This window comes from Gluconacetobacter takamatsuzukensis, assembly GCF_014174275.1.
Classification (GTDB): domain Bacteria; phylum Pseudomonadota; class Alphaproteobacteria; order Acetobacterales; family Acetobacteraceae; genus Gluconacetobacter; species Gluconacetobacter takamatsuzukensis.
The window spans coordinates 78,735-96,408 of record NZ_JABEQK010000007.1 but is presented as its reverse complement, the minus strand read 5'-3'; the positions used below and the strand labels follow the sequence as shown (position 1 = coordinate 96,408).

General features: G+C 69.0%; 19 protein-coding genes and 1 tRNA gene. 11 read left to right on the top strand and 9 right to left on the bottom strand.

Going from position 1 to position 17,674, the window contains the following annotated elements; genetic code table 11:
• The first annotated feature begins 308 nt into the window (after positions 1 to 308).
• From pxpB to HLH27_RS10395, 5 genes are all read left to right on the top strand, one after another.
• Positions 309 to 983: a 5-oxoprolinase subunit PxpB gene (pxpB, locus tag HLH27_RS10415; RefSeq protein WP_182950090.1), complete on the top strand. Its 675-nt coding sequence runs from the start codon at positions 309 to 311 to the stop codon at positions 981 to 983.
• Positions 980 to 1,981, top strand: a complete 1,002-nt coding sequence (locus HLH27_RS10410; RefSeq protein WP_182949962.1) for a 5-oxoprolinase/urea amidolyase family protein — start codon at positions 980 to 982, stop codon at positions 1,979 to 1,981. The genes pxpB and HLH27_RS10410 overlap by 4 nt, the downstream gene beginning before the upstream one ends.
• The gene (locus tag HLH27_RS10405) at positions 1,981 to 2,748 is read left to right on the top strand and encodes a LamB/YcsF family protein (RefSeq protein ID WP_182950089.1); all 768 of its coding nucleotides are present in this window, start codon (positions 1,981 to 1,983) and stop codon (positions 2,746 to 2,748) included. Before HLH27_RS10410 ends, HLH27_RS10405 begins: the two co-directional genes overlap by 1 nt.
• 114 nt (positions 2,749 to 2,862) lie before the next feature.
• Positions 2,863 to 3,783: a DMT family transporter gene (locus HLH27_RS10400; RefSeq protein WP_182949961.1), complete on the top strand. Its 921-nt coding sequence runs from the start codon at positions 2,863 to 2,865 to the stop codon at positions 3,781 to 3,783.
• Between the two features lie 128 nt (positions 3,784 to 3,911).
• Positions 3,912 to 5,087 (top strand): MFS transporter, encoded by a 1,176-nt coding sequence (locus tag HLH27_RS10395; protein ID WP_246375779.1) that lies wholly within the window; start codon positions 3,912 to 3,914, stop codon positions 5,085 to 5,087.
• Between the two features lie 79 nt (positions 5,088 to 5,166).
• Here HLH27_RS10395 and HLH27_RS10390 read toward each other — a convergent pair whose 3' ends face one another.
• Positions 5,167 to 6,714, bottom strand: a complete 1,548-nt coding sequence (locus HLH27_RS10390) for an FAD-dependent monooxygenase (protein ID WP_338029886.1) — start codon at positions 6,712 to 6,714, stop codon at positions 5,167 to 5,169.
• A 277-nt stretch (positions 6,715 to 6,991) separates the two neighbouring features.
• The gene (locus tag HLH27_RS10385) at positions 6,992 to 8,167 is read right to left on the bottom strand and encodes an MFS transporter (RefSeq protein WP_182949958.1); all 1,176 of its coding nucleotides are present in this window, start codon (positions 8,165 to 8,167) and stop codon (positions 6,992 to 6,994) included.
• Positions 8,168 to 8,496: 329 nt separating this feature from the next.
• On the opposite strand from HLH27_RS10385, the gene ada reads away from it, so the two are divergent.
• Entirely contained in the window at positions 8,497 to 9,573 is a 1,077-nt protein-coding gene (gene ada, locus HLH27_RS10380; RefSeq protein WP_182949957.1) for a bifunctional DNA-binding transcriptional regulator/O6-methylguanine-DNA methyltransferase Ada, read from the top strand.
• 8 nt (positions 9,574 to 9,581) lie between these two features.
• Positions 9,582 to 10,274, top strand: a complete 693-nt coding sequence (locus HLH27_RS10375) for a 2OG-Fe(II) oxygenase (protein ID WP_182949956.1) — start codon at positions 9,582 to 9,584, stop codon at positions 10,272 to 10,274.
• Positions 10,275 to 10,310: 36 nt separating this feature from the next.
• Here HLH27_RS10375 and HLH27_RS10370 read toward each other — a convergent pair whose 3' ends face one another.
• Both HLH27_RS10370 and HLH27_RS10365 read right to left on the bottom strand, forming a co-directional pair.
• Complete coding sequence (locus HLH27_RS10370) at positions 10,311 to 11,012, bottom strand: glutathione S-transferase (RefSeq protein WP_182949955.1); 702 nt, start codon at positions 11,010 to 11,012, stop codon at positions 10,311 to 10,313.
• 172 nt (positions 11,013 to 11,184) lie between these two features.
• Positions 11,185 to 11,580 carry a winged helix-turn-helix transcriptional regulator gene (locus HLH27_RS10365; RefSeq protein ID WP_182949954.1) on the bottom strand — a complete coding sequence of 132 codons (396 nt, stop codon included), beginning with the start codon at positions 11,578 to 11,580 and terminating at the stop codon, positions 11,185 to 11,187.
• Positions 11,581 to 11,694: 114 nt separating this feature from the next.
• Here HLH27_RS10365 and HLH27_RS10360 point away from each other — a divergent pair, with 114 nt between their 5' ends.
• Together HLH27_RS10360 and HLH27_RS10355 are read left to right on the top strand one after the other, a co-directional pair.
• Positions 11,695 to 12,132, top strand: coding sequence for a nuclear transport factor 2 family protein (locus tag HLH27_RS10360; RefSeq protein ID WP_182949953.1), 438 nt, complete (start codon positions 11,695 to 11,697; stop codon positions 12,130 to 12,132).
• 4 nt (positions 12,133 to 12,136) lie between these two features.
• Positions 12,137 to 12,304, top strand: coding sequence for a hypothetical protein (locus HLH27_RS10355; RefSeq protein ID WP_182949952.1), 168 nt, complete (start codon positions 12,137 to 12,139; stop codon positions 12,302 to 12,304).
• Positions 12,305 to 12,319: 15 nt separating this feature from the next.
• On the opposite strand, the gene HLH27_RS10350 is transcribed toward HLH27_RS10355, so the two are convergent.
• The 3 genes from HLH27_RS10350 to rplM all read right to left on the bottom strand — a co-directional run bounded on the left by HLH27_RS10350 (position 12,320) and on the right by rplM (position 14,712).
• Complete coding sequence (locus tag HLH27_RS10350; RefSeq protein ID WP_182949951.1) at positions 12,320 to 13,546, bottom strand: MFS transporter; 1,227 nt, start codon at positions 13,544 to 13,546, stop codon at positions 12,320 to 12,322.
• 178 nt (positions 13,547 to 13,724) lie between these two features.
• On the bottom strand, positions 13,725 to 14,225 hold the full coding sequence (gene rpsI / locus HLH27_RS10345; RefSeq protein WP_182949950.1) for a 30S ribosomal protein S9: 501 nt from the start codon (positions 14,223 to 14,225) through the stop codon (positions 13,725 to 13,727).
• Between the two features lie 4 nt (positions 14,226 to 14,229).
• Positions 14,230 to 14,712: a 50S ribosomal protein L13 gene (rplM, locus tag HLH27_RS10340; protein ID WP_182949949.1), complete on the bottom strand. Its 483-nt coding sequence runs from the start codon at positions 14,710 to 14,712 to the stop codon at positions 14,230 to 14,232.
• 216 nt (positions 14,713 to 14,928) lie between these two features.
• On the opposite strand from rplM, the gene HLH27_RS10335 reads away from it, so the two are divergent.
• Together HLH27_RS10335 and HLH27_RS10330 are read left to right on the top strand one after the other, a co-directional pair.
• Positions 14,929 to 16,272 (top strand): hypothetical protein, encoded by a 1,344-nt coding sequence (locus HLH27_RS10335; RefSeq protein ID WP_182949948.1) that lies wholly within the window; start codon positions 14,929 to 14,931, stop codon positions 16,270 to 16,272.
• Positions 16,269 to 17,141 (top strand): NADH-ubiquinone oxidoreductase, encoded by an 873-nt coding sequence (locus HLH27_RS10330; RefSeq protein ID WP_182949947.1) that lies wholly within the window; start codon positions 16,269 to 16,271, stop codon positions 17,139 to 17,141. The genes HLH27_RS10335 and HLH27_RS10330 overlap by 4 nt, the downstream gene beginning before the upstream one ends.
• 65 nt (positions 17,142 to 17,206) lie before the next feature.
• Here the strand turns inward: HLH27_RS10330 and HLH27_RS10325 are convergent, their stop codons facing one another.
• Positions 17,207 to 17,470: a helix-turn-helix domain-containing protein gene (locus tag HLH27_RS10325; RefSeq protein WP_182949946.1), complete on the bottom strand. Its 264-nt coding sequence runs from the start codon at positions 17,468 to 17,470 to the stop codon at positions 17,207 to 17,209.
• An 87-nt stretch (positions 17,471 to 17,557) separates the two neighbouring features.
• Positions 17,558 to 17,633 (bottom strand) — tRNA-His (locus tag HLH27_RS10320).
• Positions 17,634 to 17,674 lie beyond the last annotated feature (41 nt).

The window sequence follows — 17,674 nt, the reverse complement described above, 5'->3', positions numbered from 1 at the left end:
TGGCGCGTCGGCCCGACATGGTGTTTTTTGATGCTAGTAGCGTAACGACCGGAGCGCCAAGAGCGGTTCGTTCTCGCGTCATAAGATAATGCGATGGAAGGGATCGGGGGGCCGAGCCATAAGATTATCCGATGACATCACACTGAAAATGGCTCTGGCGAGCGGTCGGCAAATCGCCATAGGGTCGGGTGCCGGACAGGGAAGATCTGCCCCATATCGTTGCGATATCGGTTTCAGATCCCGCCTGCCGCGCCACGATGCATGAATGACGATCGGGCTGGAGGCAGCGCAAGGTGAGCAGGGACACGATGCACGATCCGGCCCCCGTTGCCGATGGGCCCGTCATCAGCATGATCGGTACCCGGGCGATGCTGTTCGAGGCGCCGGGGGACTTTACGCTCGGCCGGCAGCGGCGGATCTGGGCGCTGATGGAAGAAGCCGGTGCGCGCAGCGACGTTGCGGAGCTGATCCCCGGCGTGACCAACCTGATGCTGGTGTTTTCCACCCCGCCGGAGGAGCCCCGGATCTTGGCCGACTGGCTGCGCCATGCGTGGGAGACGCTGCCCGAACGGCATATTGCCGGGCGGCTGTTCGAGATCGGCGTGCAGTATGGCGGCGCGCTGGGCGAGGATCTGGCGCATGTGGCGGACCATGCCGGCCTGTCGCCGGCCGAGGTGATCGCGCTGCATCATGCGGGCGAATACACGGTCTGCGCGCTGGGGAGCGCGCCGGGCTTCGGCTACCTGCACGGGCTGGACCCGCGCATCGCCACCCCCCGCAAGGCGGTGCCGTCGCTGAAGATGCTGGCCGGGACGGTGACGATCGGCGGCATGCAGGCGGGGATTTCCGCCCTGACCGGGCCGAATGGCTGGAATTCGATCGGGTTTGCCGAGGTTGCGCTGTTCGACCCGCTGCGGGAGCCGCCGGCGCTGTTCGCCATCGGGGACCGCATCCGCTTCTATCCGGAAAGTATCGAACTGTGATCACGATTCTGGAAAGCCCGGCGCTGAATACGGTGCAGGATCTGGGGCGGCCGGGTTATCGGCAGCTGGGGGTGGGCACGTCGGGGGCCATGGATCCGCTGGCTCTGGAAATCGGCAATATCCTGCTGGGCAATGCGTCCGGGGCGGCCGGGATCGAGGTGCAGACCTATCCGTTCGTGCTGCGTTTCGAATCTGCGTGCAGTTTTGCCGTGACCGGCATCGAGGCGGCGCTGGACCTTGATGGCTGTGCCGTCCTGCCCTGGGCGGCGGTGCATGCGGCGGCCGGGCAGGTGCTGACGGTGTCGCCGCCCCGGCAGGGGGCGCGGGGTTATGTCTGTGTCTCGGGCGGGGTGGATGTGCCGGTGGTGCTGGGGTCGCGCAGCACGCAGTTGCGCGGGGGGTTCGGCGGGCTGTCGGGCCGGCCGCTGGAGGCGGGCGACAGGCTGGCCGTGGCGGGGGGACCGGCTTTGTCGGGCTATGGGGCGGTGCCGCCCTCGGTCGTGTTGCGCCGGCCCTGCGACGGGGGGGATGGGGTGGTGGTGCTGCGGGCGATTCCGGCCACCGATTTCCATCTGTTCACCGAGGCGTCGCGCGCGCGGTTCTGGGACACGGAATGGCAGATCACGCCGCAGAGCGACCGGGTGGGCTATCGGCTGAAGGGCGAGGCGCTGGGGCTGGAGCGGCCGGTCGAGCTGCGGTCCTACGGGATCGTGCCCGGGATCGTGCAGGTGCCGCCGGCCGGGACGCCCATCGTGCAGTTGGCCGATGCCAATACGGCCGGTGGCTATCCGCGGATTGCCGCCGTGATCGAGGCCGATCTGTGGCGGCTGGCGCAGGCGCGCATTGGCCGGCGGGTCCGCTTTCGGCCCTGCGACCATGATGAGGGGGTGGCGGCCATGCGGCCGATCGCCGCGTATCTCGATGATCTGCGCATGATGGTGGGCCTGTATGGCGCATCTGCCCGGCGACGGGCGCCGCGCGCAGCCGGAGCCAAATGATGAAGATCGACCTGAATTCGGACATGGGCGAAGGGTTCGGCCGCTGGAGCATCGCCGACGATGACGGGCTGATGGATGTGATTTCCTCGGCCAATATCGCCTGCGGGTTCCATGCCGGGGACTATGCCATCATGGACCGCACGGTGCTGGCCGCGAAGGCGCGGCAGGTGGGGATCGGCGCGCATCCGGGCCTGCCGGACCTGATGGGGTTCGGGCGCCGGCCCATGGCGGTTTCCGACACCGAGATGGAGGCGATGCTGGCCTGCCAGATCGGGGCGCTGCAAGGCATCGCGGCGCGGCATGGGCACCGGGTGACGCATGTGAGCTATCATGCCGCCTTCGGCACCATGGCCAATGCGGATGAGGGGCGCGCCCTGCGGCTGGCGCGCGTGATTGCCGCGCTGGACCGCGAGCTGACCGTCTTCTGCATGCCCGGGCAGTTGAGCGAGCGCGCGGCGCAGACCGCGGGGCTGCGGGTGCTGACGCTGTTCCTGGCCGACCGGGCCTATACGGCCGAGGGGGCGCTGGTGCCGCGCGGGCAGCCCGGGGCGGTGATCCACGACCTGGCTTCGGTCCGGGCGCGGGTGCGCCGGTTTCTGGAAGATGGCGTGGTGGAGACCATCGATGGCGGGCGGCTGCCGGTGAAGGCGCGTTCGATCCTGGTGCATAGCGACACGCCCGGATCGCTGGCGCTGGCGCAGGCCGTGCGGGCCGAGATCGCGGCGGTGGGTGCCGAGCTGACGCCCGCGCATCTGCTGGCCGACTGACGCCGGGGAAGGATCGGACCGTGCCAGACCGCCCTGCCCTGCCCGGACCCCGCGCGCACGTTATTGCGGTATCGGTACGGTATGAATCCGGAATGACGGGGGCGGTGTCGGCGCATGCGGCATGACCTGAAGCGTGGGGCGATGCTGCTGGCCTCGGCCATGCTGTTTACCGCGATGGTGAACGGGTTGCAGAAGGTCACGGGGCCGCGCCTGCCGGTGCTGGAGATCATCTTCTTCCGGAACCTGTTTTCGCTGCCGTTTGTGATGATGATCGCGGCGCGGACGAAGATGACGCTGAAGACCCGGCATTTCGGCGGGCACCTGATGCGCTCGGTCGTCGGGCTGGCCAGCATGGTCATGGTCGTGGTCACGGTGACGCGGCTGCCGCTGGCCGAACAGCAGGTGCTGTCCTACACCCAGCCGCTGTTCCTGGTGCTGCTGTCGATTCCGCTGCTGCACGAGCGGCCGTCGCGGCATCGGTGGATTGCGGTGTTTCTCGGCTTCTGCGGGGTCGTCGTCGTGGCCATGGGGCGGGACGTGCCCAAGGTCGGGGTGGTCGGGGCCGTTGCCGGGTGGGCGTATCTGGTGGCGCTGGCGCAGGGCGCGGTGGGGGCCCTGACCACCATGCAGATCCGCCAGTTGTCGGCCACGGAATCGAGCACCACGATTGCCCTGTGGCAGGCGATCCTGATGACGATCGCCACCGCGATGCCGCTGCCCTTCATCTGGACCACGCCGCAGATGGGCGATGCGCTGTGCCTGGTCGCGGTGGGGGCCTTTGCCGGGATCGCCCAGGTCTTGCAGACCGAGGCCTTTGCCTCGGCCCAGGTGTCGGCCATCGGGCCGTTTGCCTATTCCGGGCTGCTGTGGGCCGCGCTGATCGGCTGGCTGGGGTTCGGGGAGATCCCGGGCCTGGCCATGCTGGCGGGCGGCCTGCTGATCGTCGGGTCCGGGGTGTGGATGTTGCGCCATGACCGGCCGCAGCGCCCTGCCCCCGCCCTGCCCTCCACCCCCGTCGAAGGAACGCCGTCATGAGCGCCGCCTCCAGCACGCATCCTGCCGGCCCCGATGGAACCGCCGACAGGCCTGCCCCGGCCGCCTTCGCGGCGCCGTCGCGGGGGCCGCATGCCGCGCGGTATGTCTTCTTCGGCCTCGTGTTCCTGATGTACGTCATCAGCTATGGGGACCGGGCGGCGCTGTCGATCGCGCTGCCGGCGCTGGGGAAGGAGTTTTCGCTGACGCCGGTCGAGATGGGCTGGGTTTCGTCCAGTTTCCTCTGGTCGTATTTTCTGTTGAACCTGCCGTCGACGATCGTGCTGGACATGGTCGGTGCGCGGCTGGTGGGCAGTGTCGCGGTCGCGCTGTGGTCGTGCGCGATGCTGCTGGGCGGCATGGTGCAGAATATCTCGCAGTTCCTGATGACCCGCGTGCTGCTGGGCGTGGGCGAGGCGCCGACCTTCGGCGTGGGGGCGACCGTCGTGCGGAACTGGGCGCTGCCGAAGGAGCGCGGGTCGGTGATGACCGTGCTGCTGACCGGCATGCAGCTTGGGCTGGCGGGCGGGACCATCGCGGGGGCCTATCTGATCGCGCTGTTCGGCTGGCGGCTGGAATTCATCCTGCTCGGCGTGATCGGGCTGGTTTGGGCGGTGGTGTGGTGGCTGGTCTATCGCAACCCCGACGCGGGGGTGCTGCGGCAGCCGCGGACGCCGATTTCGGTCGGCGAGGTGCGGGCGCTGTTCCGCTCGCGCTCGTTCTTCGGCATTCTTGCCGTGCAGTGCACGCAGAATTACCTCAACTTCCTCGTCATGTCGTGGATGCCGCTCTATCTGATCCACGAGCTGCAGGTCGATGTGACCGGGTCGGGGACGCGCACCGCGCTGTGCTACCTGGCCGCCGCCGCCGGGGCGGTGGTGGTGGGGCGCGTGGCCGAGCGCATCGTGTTCCGGCGCCATCTGCACCCGCCGCGCCGCCGCTTTATCGTCGCCGCGTGCGTCACCGGGGCCGCGAGCATCGGGTTGCTGCCGCATTTCCACACCATGACGCCGATCCTGCTGGTCCTGTCGTTTTCGCTGTGCTGCCTGATTGCCGCCAATGGGGCCAATACCGCCCTGCTGACCGATCTGGTGGAAGACGGAAGCCGGATCGGGGCCGTGACCGGCGTGACGCTGACCTTCAGCAATTCGCTGGGCCTGCTGGCGCCGATCGTGACCGGATATATCGTGTCTTATACCGGGCGGTTCGACATTGCGTGGTATATGTGCGCGGCGGCGCTGGTGGTGGCGGGCATGTTGTCGATCGTGCTGGTCGAGCGGCCGATCGTGATGAAGAGCGGGGCGTAGGGTCGGCATTGCGGGTGGTCGTGCCGGGGGGAGACGCGCGCCGGGGGCGATCCGGCGGGCGTCTTTCGCGCCTGGGTGATCAGGGTTGCGGTGTGCCGGGCCGGGAGGGGGTTGCGAACCATCGCGAGCCGGCCTGGCATGCCTGTTCATCGTCGTCGGCATGGTCGCCGGCCCAGGCGACGAGGCCGTCGGGTCGTACCAGTATCGCGCTCAGGCCCAGACGGTCCTGCGCGTCGCTGGCGATGTAATCGACTTGGCCAGTCCAGCGAGCCGCGAGGGCCTGGCGTGAGGGACGGGCGGCGAAGTCGAGGAACAGGCCGCGCCCGGTGCGGAGCCGTTCGTTCAGCCTTGTGCCGTCGGCCAGGGCGAAATCCGGTGCGCTTTGGCCCACCAGCGGATGGGTGCCGCCGAGATCGTGGCGGAGCCCGGTGCCCCAGACGCGACCGGCACAATAGCTTGCGCCGTCGCGCGTTTCGACCAGGTCGCGGATGATGGCGGCCAGCGCGCGCGCACCGGGGTCCGGGCGCATGAGGGCGACCTGTGCCCGCGACCAGTCGAGCACCTGTGCGCCGACCGGATGGCGTTCGGCCGCATAGCTGTCGAGCAGGCCGGGTGGTGCGTCGCCCCGGATCGTAGCGGCGAGTTTCCAGCCGAGATTGATCGCGTCGCCCAGTCCGAGATTGAGGCCCTGCCCGCCCAGGGGCGCGTGGATATGGGCGGCGTCGCCCGCGAGCATTATCCGCCCCCGGCGGTAGTCGGTCGCCTGGCAGGCGCGATCGGTCCAGGTCGTGGCGAGCCTGAGCGCCGTTACCGTGACGTCGGTGCCGGAGACCTTGCGCAGCACGACCTGGATATGATCGCGCGTGACGGGCTGGGTGCGATGGAACGCGCCGCCGTCGAAATCGACCATCGCGACCAGGCTGGGGGGCGCGTAGGTGTAGAGGCCCGTCGCGGTATGGTGGCGGCCGGGCTTGAGTTTGTCCGGGTCGGCCAGTTCGACCTCTGCCGCGTAGCCGGTCAGTTCCGGCGCGGTGCCGGTGAAGCCGATGCCGGCCGCCTTGCGTACCGTGCTGCGGCCGCCGTCGCAGCCCACGAGCCAGCGTGCCTCGACCGTTCCGCCGCTGGTGCGGATGCCGATGCCTGTTTCCGACTGCGTGACGGTCTCCACGCCGCAGCCGCGCCTGATTTCGGCACCCATGGCCGTTGCGCGTTGGGCCAGCACGGTTTCGATGCTGGTCATGTCGGATGCCATGCCGCCTGTGGGCCCGGGCAGGCGATAGGGCCAGGTCGCGCTGTCGATCCGGTCGTGGAAGAACGGGATGCCGGCGAAATGACCGGCGGGGCGGCGGCCTTGCTGCATCCAGTGCGCCGTGGCGGGAATGTCGCGGTCGGCGCCGCGTGCCTGGAGGACGGCCAGCAGGTCGCGCCGGTCGAGGCTGTCCATGGTTGCCGCCGAAAGGCCGCGCAGGCCGAACGGCAGGTCCTTCAGCGGGGAGCCGGCCTGCGGCGCCTGCTCCAGCACCAGGACCGAACAGCCCGCGAGGGCCAGCTCGCCGGCCAGAAACAGGCCGACGGGACCGGCGCCGGCAATGACGACATCATGGCATTTCGAAAAATCTTTGTGCACGGAAGGCTCCATTGTCGATGTTCGACCGGAGCGTTCCTGGCATCGGAACCCCGCGCGGACGAACGACCGGATGCCCGGGAGGCATCCGCTGTTCGTCGTGGGGGTCCTGGGTGCGAGGCCAAAGACCAGAGCTTTCGTTACCGAAAGGACCCGGGCTTACCAGACCAGATCTGCCTTTTCCGACACCGACTGCGTAGCAGCGTGGGGCGCGTGCCGCAAATGAAAGGTTTTTTCGGGGACGCGACGGGGTCGGCTGCCCCGTCGCGTTGTGGCCGCCTTATCGGGCCTGGGGGGACAGGCGGCCGGTGCGGGACAGCAGGACCATGAGCACGCCCAGCAAGCTGATGCCCAGCCCGGCGGCGGAGACCATCGGGTAGCCGAACCCGAGGGACAGGACCGCGCCGCCCAGCGCGGCGCCCAGCGCGTTGCCCAGGTTGAACGCGCCGATATTGACCGAGGATGCCAGGCCCGGCGCATCGTGCGCGGCCTGCATGGTGCGCATCTGCAATGCCGGCATCAGGGAGAAGCTGGCGATGCCCCACAGCAGGACGCCGACCAGCGCGCCGGCCGGCGTCTGCGCCGCGAAGGGGAAGGCCAGCATGATCAGGCCCAGGATGGGGAAGAACACCAGCAGCGTGCCGGCCAGCGAGCGGTCGGCCGCCCGGCCGCCAATGGCGTTGCCGATGCTGAAGCCGACGCCGATAAGCATCAGCGCCGTCGTCGTCAGGGCCGGGCCGGCCCGGGTGATATGCTCCAGCATCGGCACGATATAGGTGTAGAGTTCGAACATCGCGCCCGCGCCGATGACCGTGACGCCCAGTGCCATCAGCACGTTGGGGCGCAGGATGGCCTTCAGTTCGGCCGCCGCGTCCGGCCGGGGGCCGGCCTCGGCCAGCGGCAGGGCGAGGGAGAGGGCGGCGGCCGCGACGACCCCCAGCCCCGAGATGGCGGCGAACGCGCTGCGCCAGCCCAGCGTATCGCCCAGCCAGGTTGCCGCCGGCACGCCGAAGATGTTGGCGACGGTCAGCCCCATGAACATGCCCGCCACCGCGCTGGCCTGGCGGTTGGGCGCGACCAGGCTGGCGGCCTCGACCGCGCCCAGCCCGAAGAACGCCCCGTGGGCCATGCTGGTGAGGACCCGCGACAGCAGGAGCTGCGTGTAGTCGCCGCTGGCGGCCGAGGTCAGATTGCCGATCGCATACAGGACCATCAGCCCGATCAGCGCGTATTTGCGCGGGTAGCGTGCCAGCAGCAGGGTGACGAAGGGCGCGCCGCCCATCACGCCGAAAGCATAGGCGCTGATCAGGCTGCCTGCCTTGGGCACGCTGACATGGACGCCGTCGGCCAGGACGGGCAGCAGGCCCATGGGCGTGAATTCGGTGACCCCGATCGCGAACGCGCCGCAGGCGAGGGACAGCAGCGCAAGGCTGGACGAATAACCGGCTTTCGACAAAAGGACCTCTTTTCCCCTGATGGGTTGCGCACGCGGCCGCCACCCGGTTTTCAAGCTGCGCCCATGCTAGCAGCCGTGCCGGTCAATCACGAATACCGGCAGGCCGGTCGGATTTGATCGCATGGTTCGGAGTGTGGGGCGGCGCGGGCGGGGGTACGGTGGGGCACAGCATACCTGACCGGAGACGAACGATGGTGCTTTCTCTCTTTTGCCGCGCGCGGGGCGTGGGCGGACGGATGCCGGAGCGGGCGTGCCGTGCGATCGGTGCCCCGGTGGGGAGCGGAAACCGGTATGATGGGGTGCCGGGCCGGCGGAGTGGAGGTGACGCGATGGGAACGGAAGAGGCGAGCGTGCGGGCGGCGCGGATCACGCGCGATCCGCGTTGGGTCGGGATCGTCAAGCGGGACCGCGGGGCCGATGGCCGGTTCTGGTATTCCGTGACCACCACGCAGGTTTATTGCCGTCCCTCCTGCCCTTCCCGGCTGGCGCGGCCGGAGAATACGCGGATTCACGATACGGTGGAGGAGGCGCGGGCAACCGGCGCCCGCCCGTGCCGGCGCTGCGATCCGGACGGGGCGTCGGCCGAAGCCGGGCGGATTGCGCGGGTCGTTCGGGCCTGCCGGTTGATCGAGGCCAGTGAGGCGCCCCCGACCCTGGCGGTGCTGGCGCGTGACGTCGGGTTGAGTCCCGGTCATTTCCAGCGCGTCTTCACCGGGGCCACCGGGCTGTCGCCCCGCCAATATGCCGAGGCCTGCCGGAGCGGGCGGCTGCGCGAGGCCCTGCGCGCCGCGCCCAGCGTGACGGATGCGCTCTATGCCGCCGGGTATGGGTCGAGCAGCCGCTTTTACGAAAAGGCCGCCGGGATGCTGGGGATGACGCCGAGCGCGCTGCGCCGGGGGGCGCCGGCCGAGCGCTTGCGCTTTGCCGTGGGCGAGAGTGCGCTGGGGGCGATCCTGGTGGCGTCGAGCGACAAGGGGATCGTGGCGATTTTGCTGGGGGACGATCCGGAGCGGCTGGTGCGGGATCTTCAGGATCGTTTTCCCCGGGCGGAGATCGTCGGTGGGGATCGGGATTATGAGGGGTTGGTGGCGCGGGTGGTGGGCTTTGTGGAAAGGCCGGGGGTTGGGCTGGAGCTGCCGGTCGATATTCGCGGCACGGTGTTTCAGCAACGCGTCTGGAATGCCCTGCGGGAGATTCCTGCCGGCGGGACCGCGACCTATGCCGAGATCGCGCGCCGGATCGGGGCCCCGGCGGCCGTTCGCGCGGTGGCGAATGCCTGTGGTGCCAATGCCCTGGCCGTTGCCGTTCCGTGCCATCGCGTCATCCGCCATGACGGAACGCTGTCGGGATATCGCTGGGGGGTTGCGCGCAAGGCGATGCTGCTGGAACGGGAAAAATTCCGGTGATTGGCGGCATGTTTTCCACATTGGACTGGCGGGCGCTGGCCGGGGGACTGGATGGGAACGGGTGGGCCATGCTGCCCGGATTGCTGGATGCCGGGCAATGCCGGTCCCTCTCTGCCCTGTATGATTCCGGGACCGGTTTTCGCAGCCGGGTCGTGATGGCGCGGCATGGGTTCGGACGGGGGGAATATCGCTATTTTTCCTACCCCCTGCCGCCGCTGGTCGCGGCGATGCGGGCGGGGCTGTATCCTTGCCTGGCCCCGATCGCGAATGAGTGGTCGGCACGGATGGGGCTGGCCGTGCGCTTTCCCGATACGCATGCAGCGTTCCTTGCCCGCTGCCATGCGGCCGGGCAGGTGCACCCTACGCCGCTGCTGCTGCGGTACGGGCCGGACGATTATAACTGCCTGCATCAGGATCTTTACGGCGAGCACGTCTTTCCGATCCAGCTTGCGGTCCTGCTGTCCTGCCCGGAGGCGGATTTCAGCGGTGGGGAATTCGTGCTGACGGAGCAGCGGCCGCGCATGCAGTCGCGGGCGGAAATCGTGCCGCTGCGGCAGGGGGATGGCGTGCTGTTCGCCGTCAGCCAGCGCCCCATGCGCGGAGTGCGCGGGGATTATCGCGTAACCATGCGCCATGGGGTCAGCCGCGTCCGGACCGGGACGCGGCATACGCTGGGGGTTGTTTTTCACGATGCCGCGTGAGCCGGACGGGCGGGATCCCTGCCCGTTCCCTGAAAATTACGTGTTCAGGACCTTGCGCAGCGAGGCCTCGATCTGGCCACCGCAATAGGCGTCGCCATAATCCTGTCGCGCCCTGGCGGCCAGTTCGGCCAGCGGCGGCAGGTTGCCCATCCGTCGCGTCAGGGCAGCCGTCATGGGCGCGGATTCCGCGAAAATCGCTGCGATATCGGGGAAGCGGTCCCCCATGGTCGACCACAGGGTCGCCGTCACGATGTCGGCGATACCCGGCGCCTGGGTGCCGAGCAGGAAGCCGGACTCCATCCCGAGGCCGCAGCGTCGCCCGGTTTCCTCCCAGAGGGACATCCACTTCCCCAGACGCGGGATGAAATCCTGCCAGCGTTTCTTCGTCCACATCTCGCGGCCGCCATCCAGCGTGATCTCGTCGATCACATCGTTGGCGTCGTTGACGATTTTCATGGTCAGGGCGCGCTGGGCGGGGGTGGCGGGCATGAGGTTCAGCGTCTCGCCCAGATAGAGGAGGATGGCCGGCATTTCGGCAATGGCGAAGTCCGCCTTTCTGTCGATCAGCATGGGCGGCCCCATGAACGGGACGGGCATGGCCTCCACCGGCCCTTCCATCAGTTTCGCAATCGCGGCGTCGCTGCTTTCGGTCCAAGTTCTGCCGGCATAGGCCAGGACCGCGCGTACGAACTGGCCGCGGAACGGCACGGACCAGTAATAGAGATCGTAGTCGGACATTTCAGGCGCTCGCGATAGGGCGGGCGATGTCCACCGGAAATGCCGTCATGTCATCCTCCTTTCCGAGATCTGTTTTTTTCGGTCGTGGGACGACGAACGCCGTGCCTCGGCAGAATGTTCCCGTCGATCGTGGTGCGTCGCGGCCTGCCGGCCGTCGCGCAGGATGTTGCTGTTATCGGTCGTCGTATCGGGACTGGGCGGTGCGGACCTGGTTCCAGTTTTCCTTTGCCCACTCGACCAGACCCTGCATGGGGTGGAGCAGGCTTCGGCCGAGGGGGGTCATTTCGTATTCGACGCGCGGGGGGACTTCGGGGAAGACTTCGCGGGTGAGCATTCCGTCGCGTTCGAGCGTCTTGAGGGTGGCGGAGAGCATGCGTTGCGAGATGCCGGGCACCGCGCGTTCGAGGTCGGAGAAGCGGGCGCGGCCGCCCAGCAGGTCGAGCGACAGGACGGTGAAGATCGTCCATTTGTCGCCGACGCGGGTCAGAAGTTCCCGGACCGCCAGCGGGTCGGCGCTTCGGCAGACGGATGCGGGGTCCAGCGGTTGCGTCCGGGCGGGCTTCGGCATGACTTACCTCGACGTAAGTAACTGATACGAAAGTGCCTTCTTCTGCCAAGCCGGGTTGTGCCCTACAGAAGGTCCCGTTCGGCACGCACCGTCGCGAACCGCGGAGAGACCAGGATGCCAGATTCGAAATACGCAGCCTACCAGCCCGCCGCCCCCTATTTCGACCTCGTTCGGCGCGCGCTCGGCGACCGGGTGGATGGGGCGCATTTCTTCGATCTCGTCACCGACGAGACCGTTTACGAAGTGCTCTACGACGTGCCCGGCTGGCCGCGTGTCATCACGGGGCGGGACGCACTGATGGCGGCGTTCCGGGGCTATGTCGGCGCCATTGCGCTGGAGTCCGCCGACCGGCTGGTCGTGCACGTGGCCGACGGGGGCGCCGTCATCGTCATCGAGTACGAAGTGCGCGGGACGATCCTGGCGAGCGGGGTGCGCTACGCCAACCGGTTCTGCTCGATCATCACCATCGGAAACCGCAAGATCGTGCATTGGCGCGACTATATGGACTCGCTCGCGGCCTGGGCCGCGCTGACCGCGCCGCGGGGGGTGTGAGGCCGTGCGGCAGATTCTCATGATCGAGGCCAGCCCGCGCGGGGCGGAATCGGCCAGCCGGGCGGTGTCCGATGCGCTCGCGGCGCGGCTTGTGCACCGGGATCTGGCGGCCGAGCCCCTGCCGCATCTGGACGGGGCCACGCTGCGGGCCATCGGGGCGCTGGCGCTGTAGCGGGCGGGGGCGGGTTCAGGACGGGTCGGGTGCCTGCCGCCGCAGCAGGGCGAGCAGGACGACCGCCGCCGAGGCCAGGCCGGCCAGGGCGCCCACGCCCAGCGCCCAGCGGGGGCCGAAACTGTTGGCGACCCAGCCGACGATGGGGGCGCCGATCGGGGTGCCGCCCAGCGCCACGCCGACGCGCAGGGCCATGACGCGGCCGCGCATTTCGGGCGGGGTTGAAAGCTGCATCAGGCTGTTCGTCGTGTTGGTGACGGTCAGCGCGGCCACGCCGATGACGACCAGCGCGGCGGCGAAGAACCAGTAGCCCGGGGCGATGGCGGCCAGCGTGCAGCCCAGGCCGAAGACGCCCGCGCCGGTCAGCAGCAGGTCGAAGCGCGGGGCCTTGCGGACGGCGCCAAGGAAGGCACCCGCCAGCGAGCCGACCGCCATGATGGCCGACAGGATGCCATAGCCGCGCGCATCGGCATGGAAGACGCTGACGGCCATGGTGGAGATGAAGATGGGGAAGTTGAGGCCGAAGGTCCCGATCAGGAACAGCATGATCAGGGTCGCCCGCAGGTCCGGCCGCCCCCATGCGTAGCGGAACCCCTCGGCGAAGCTGCCCCTGGTCCGGTGGGCGCGGGCATTGGGGCGCAGGGCGCCCACGCGCAGCGCGGCCAGGGAGGCCAGCACGCCCACGAAGGACGCCCCGTTGATCAGGAACGCCCAGCCGGTGCCGATGGCGGCGATGACCAGCCCCGCCACGGCGGGGCCGATCATGCGGGCGGCGTTGAACGAGGTGGAGTTGAGCGCCACCGCATTGTGCAGGTCGCCCTCGCCCACCAGTTCGGCCACGAAGGTCTGGCGCACCGGGGCGTCGAACGCGGCCGCGCATCCGAACAGGAAGGCGAAGACATAGACGTGCCAGAGTCGGACCACGCCCGTGACCGTCAGGGCCCCCAGCGCCAGGGCGAGGATGCCCATCGCCGCCTGGGTGACCATGAGCAGCCGGCGCTGGTTGAAACGGTCGGCCGCGTAGCCCGTCCATGGCAGCAGGAGCATCTGCGGCCCGAATTGCAGGGCCATGACCAGCCCCACGGCGGAGGCGTCGTGATGTGTCAGTTCGGTCAGCACCAGCCAGTCCTGGGCCGTGCGCTGGACCCAGGTGCCGATATTGGAGACGAAGGCCCCGGCGGCCCAGATCCGGTAATTGACGTTTCGCAGCGACCGGAAGGCGCGCGGGATGCGCAGCGTCATGTCTGCTCCGGCCCTGGCGGGCGATGCGGCGGAGGAGAGGGATGCGGGCCGGCAGGATGCCGCCCGGATGGCATGGTGACAAAAAAAACGGGGGATATCCAGCCGCGTGGCGGCCGGATATCCCCCGTTTGAAGTCCCCCGGCCGGGGCGCTGGTCGCGCCGCCGGCCGGCAGGGCAATCAGCGCTTGCTGAACTGGAAGGAACGGCGGGCCTTGGCGCGGCCGTACTTCTTGCGCTCGACAACGCGCGAATCGCGGGTCAGGAAGCCGGCGGCCTTGAGGATGCCGCGCAGCGTGGGCTCGTAATGCGTCAGCGCGCGGCTGATGCCGTGGCGGACCGCGCCGGCCTGGCCGGACAGACCGCCGCCCGTGACCGTGCAGTAGACGTCGAACTGGTTGTAGCGGTCGGCCACCAGGAACGGCTGGGTGATCAGCATCCGCAGCACCGGACGGGCGAAATAGGTGCCGACCGGACGGCCGTTGACCGTGATGTCGCCCTTGCCCGGCTTGATCCACACGCGGGCAACCGCGTCCTTGCGGCGGCCGGTGGCGTAGGAACGGCCCTGCGCGTCGCGCTTGGCCTCGTAGACCGGGGCATCCTGCGTGGAGACGACCTGGCCAGTCGCGACGGCACCCTTCAGGTCGGCCAGCGTGCCTGTACGCTCTTGGGTTTCGGACATGGTATCAGGCCCCGATCTTCTGGGTGTTGATGGTGTTCTTGCGGTTCAGCGCCGCGACGTCGAGCGTCGTGGGCTGCTGGCCGGCATGCGGATGCTCGGTGCCTGCATAGACATACAGGTGCTTCATCTGCGCGCGCTGCAGCGGGCCGCGGGTGATCATGCGCTCGACCGCCTTCTTCACCACGTGGCCGGGGTTCTTGCCCTCCAGCCGCTGGGTGATCGTGCGCTGCTTGATGCCGCCCGGATAGCCGGTGTGGTAGTGGAACAGCTTCTGGCCGACCTTGTTGCCGGTCAGGCTGATCTTCTCGGCGTTGATCACGACGATGTTGTCGCCGCAATCGACGTGCGGGGTGAACTGCGGCTTGTGCTTGCCGCGCAGGCGCTGCGCGATGATGGCGGCGAGACGTCCCAGAACGAGGCCTTCGGCGTCGATCAGGATCCAGTCTCGCGTCACCTCTGCGGGCTTCAGCGAGAGGGTGGTCTTCATCTGTTTGTGTTCCGTCTGATGATATGGAGCGGTAACGGGTGGCGCGTTATCCGCGCAGGGACGCATCGCGTCAAGACAAAAACGGGTTTTGCGCCGATTTTTCGGGCAACTAGGCGTGCGGTATCCCCATACCACATGGTGCCCCCGAGACGGAGATTGCCCATCGGCATGGGAATGTTATAGCTGTCGCACCGGCCATAGACGGGTACCCCATACGTGAAAAAGCTGACTTCCGCCCTTGTCCTGCTGCTGATCATCGTGATCGTCGGGGGGCTGGGCCTGCGGCATCTGGCCCAGAGCCGAATGGAATCCGCGATTGCCGACCTGCGGGCGGCGATCGGGCCGGGTGCCAGCTTCACCTACGCCACCGCCGCCCCGCGCATCCTGGCGCGCGGCGCGCGGCTGACATCGGTGACCTATCGCAACCCGGGGCTGACCCTGACGGCGTCGGAGGCGATCGTGGGCCGTGTGACCGGCAATGCGGTCGACGGCCAGCATGTGGGCACGCTGGTGCTGCGGAACGTGCAGATCATGGAACCCGGCGCCACGGCGTCGGCCGCGTCGCTGGTGCTGAAGGGGCTGGTGCTGCCCAATACCGGGCCCGAGTTGTTCCGCGCCGCGCCGCCGCCGCGCCTGGATTCGCTGGTGCTGGATTCCGCGCTGCTGACGGAACTGCATGTGGCGGTGCCCGCCGGCCAGACCGACCTGACCGTCGCCCGCGCCATGATCCGCGATTACGGGCTGGGCCGGACCTCGCACCTGGATGTCGAGACGCTGGGGGTGCAGATCCGGCTGGCGCCCACGCGCCGCATCGGGGTCGGCCACCTGCGCATCGACGGGCCGGATTTTGCCGGGCAGATCGCCAGCCTGCTGCAATCGGGGCATCTGATCCACACTGTCGGCCGCCGCCGGTTCGACATTTCCGCGCTGACCATCGACACCACCAGCCCGCTGCTGCGCGTGGGGCACCTGGAGGCCGAGCAGGAGGCGAGCGTCGGCCAGGACGAGCTTGAGACCACCATCACCGACCTGACCGCCTGGCCCACCCCGCCGGCGGACCAGTCGCTGCTGCGGATGATCGGCTACGACCAGTTTGCCGGGCGCATCCATGCCGTGAGCACCATCCAGCGCCAGGCCGGGACCATGACCCTGCATCCGCTGGAGATCGACGCCCCCGCCATGGGGCATATGAGCATCATGGCCGACCTGGACCAGATCCCGGTCGACGACCCGGCCAACCTGCCGGAGACCGCGCGCATCGTCTCGGCCACCATCGACTGGCAGGACCATTCGCTGGCCGACCATGTGCTGGACGGGCTGGCCCGCGCGCGGCAGGTGCCGCCCGATGCCTATCGCCAGCAGATCCAGGCCGCGCTGGCGGGGGCGCCCGATCCCTCGATGCAGGCGCTGGGGCATTTCCTCGCCCAGCCCGACCAGCGGCTGCGCGTGATGCTGCGCCCGCCCCGGCCGATCAGCGTGCTGATGCTGGGCGTGGCGCTGTCGATGGCCGGCGATCCGTCGACGGCCGGGCTGCTGGGCCTGTCGATCAGCACCCCGTGACCCTGCCCCCCGCCCCCGGCGGGCCCGTGCATGTGATCGGGGCGTCCGGCCGGTCGGGGACCGCGCTGTGCCGGGCGCTGATGGAACAGGGCACGCCCTTCATCCCCGTGGTGCGCGATGCCGGGCGCTGGCGGGCGGCGGGCCTGCCCGGGGAGCCCGTGCTTGCGGACCTGACCGGGCCGCCGGATGCGCTGCGCGGGGCGCTGGCGGGGGCGACGCGGGTGGCCAGTACCGCGCATGCGCGGCATGTGCCGGCCCTGCTGGCGGCGATGCCGGCCGGGGCCACGCTGGTATGTCTGGGCAGCACGCGCAAATTCACCCGCTGGCCCGACGCGCACGGAAACGGCGTGCTGGCCGGCGAGGCCGCGCTGATGGAATCGGGGCGCAACGGGGTGATCCTGCACCCCACCATGATCTATGGCGCGCAGGGCGAGAACAATGTCCGCCGGCTGGCGGCGCTGCTGCGCCGGTTGCCGGTGACGCCGCTACCCGGTGGCGGGCGCGCGCTGGTGCAGCCGATCCATCAGGACGACGTGACGCGCAGCCTGCTGGCCGCCCTGGGCCGGGCATGGGCCGGGCCGCATGCGCTGGTGATCGCGGGCGCCACCGCCCTGTCCTATCGGGATTTCGCCGCCATGGTCGCGCGCCTGTCGGGCCTGCGGCCGCGCCCCGTGGTGCCGGTGCCCGTGGGGGTGATGATGGCGGCGGCTGCGATCATCCGGCTGGTGCCCGGCCTGCCCTCCGTGGGGGCTGCGGAGATCCGGCGGTTGCTGGAGGACAAGGCGTTCGGGATCGGGCCCATGGAACGGGAACTGGGCGTGGTGCCGATTGGCCTGGAGGAAGGGTTGGGGCGGTTGTTTCGCGGCTGAGTGGGAGAAGGCGAGGGCGCTGCCCTCGACCCGCAAGGGGTCTGGACCCCTTGACCCCGATTCAGTCAGGGCGTGGGCGCGATTGTCCGCGCATGGGCGATGGCGCAATCGGGGGCTGTTGCCCGGGCCTGTTCCCAGGCGCGCAGGGTGCCCACGGGAACCTGGAACCCGCCGGCGAACTCGGCCTGCGACAGGCCCAGGTCCGTCCGGGTCTTGCGGATGAGGCGGGCACGCTGCCCACGGTCCATTGCTTCCGCGGTGACGGCGAAATCTGCCGGGTCCGCAGGATCGGCAGGGATGACATGGTGATTCGAGATTTTCTGGATCATGGCCAGACCTGTGTCGCGACGCTTTGGAAATGATGCGTTCGGGATTTCAGGTGGTGCAAGTGAATATGTATATTCACTTTGTGCTGGTGGGGCGAACGACGGGACTCGAACCCGCGACCACCGGTACCACAAACCGGCGCTCTACCAGCTGAGCTACGTCCGCCACAGCGGGCTGTGATGTAGAGAAGTGATTCCCGCCCGTCA

What these genes read in the sequence shown, in the direction of transcription:
- pxpB (WP_182950090.1), top strand. Translation starts at nt 309, where the DNA reads ATGCACGATCCGGCCCCCGTTGCCGATGGGCCCGTCATCAGCATGATC.
- rplM (WP_182949949.1), bottom strand. Translation starts at nt 14,712, where the DNA reads ATGAAGACCACCCTCTCGCTGAAGCCCGCAGAGGTGACGCGAGACTGG.
- HLH27_RS10360 (WP_182949953.1), top strand. Translation starts at nt 11,695, where the DNA reads ATGCCAGATTCGAAATACGCAGCCTACCAGCCCGCCGCCCCCTATTTC.
- HLH27_RS10405 (WP_182950089.1), top strand. Translation starts at nt 1,981, where the DNA reads ATGAAGATCGACCTGAATTCGGACATGGGCGAAGGGTTCGGCCGCTGG.
- HLH27_RS10350 (WP_182949951.1), bottom strand. Translation starts at nt 13,546, where the DNA reads ATGACGCTGCGCATCCCGCGCGCCTTCCGGTCGCTGCGAAACGTCAAT.
- HLH27_RS10375 (WP_182949956.1), top strand. Translation starts at nt 9,582, where the DNA reads ATGTTTTCCACATTGGACTGGCGGGCGCTGGCCGGGGGACTGGATGGG.
- HLH27_RS10370 (WP_182949955.1), bottom strand. Translation starts at nt 11,012, where the DNA reads ATGTCCGACTACGATCTCTATTACTGGTCCGTGCCGTTCCGCGGCCAG.
- HLH27_RS10400 (WP_182949961.1), top strand. Translation starts at nt 2,863, where the DNA reads ATGCGGCATGACCTGAAGCGTGGGGCGATGCTGCTGGCCTCGGCCATG.
- rpsI (WP_182949950.1), bottom strand. Translation starts at nt 14,225, where the DNA reads ATGTCCGAAACCCAAGAGCGTACAGGCACGCTGGCCGACCTGAAGGGT.
- HLH27_RS10395 (WP_246375779.1), top strand. Translation starts at nt 3,912, where the DNA reads ATGTACGTCATCAGCTATGGGGACCGGGCGGCGCTGTCGATCGCGCTG.
- HLH27_RS10325 (WP_182949946.1), bottom strand. Translation starts at nt 17,470, where the DNA reads ATGATCCAGAAAATCTCGAATCACCATGTCATCCCTGCCGATCCTGCG.
- HLH27_RS10365 (WP_182949954.1), bottom strand. Translation starts at nt 11,580, where the DNA reads ATGCCGAAGCCCGCCCGGACGCAACCGCTGGACCCCGCATCCGTCTGC.
- ada (WP_182949957.1), top strand. Translation starts at nt 8,497, where the DNA reads ATGGGAACGGAAGAGGCGAGCGTGCGGGCGGCGCGGATCACGCGCGAT.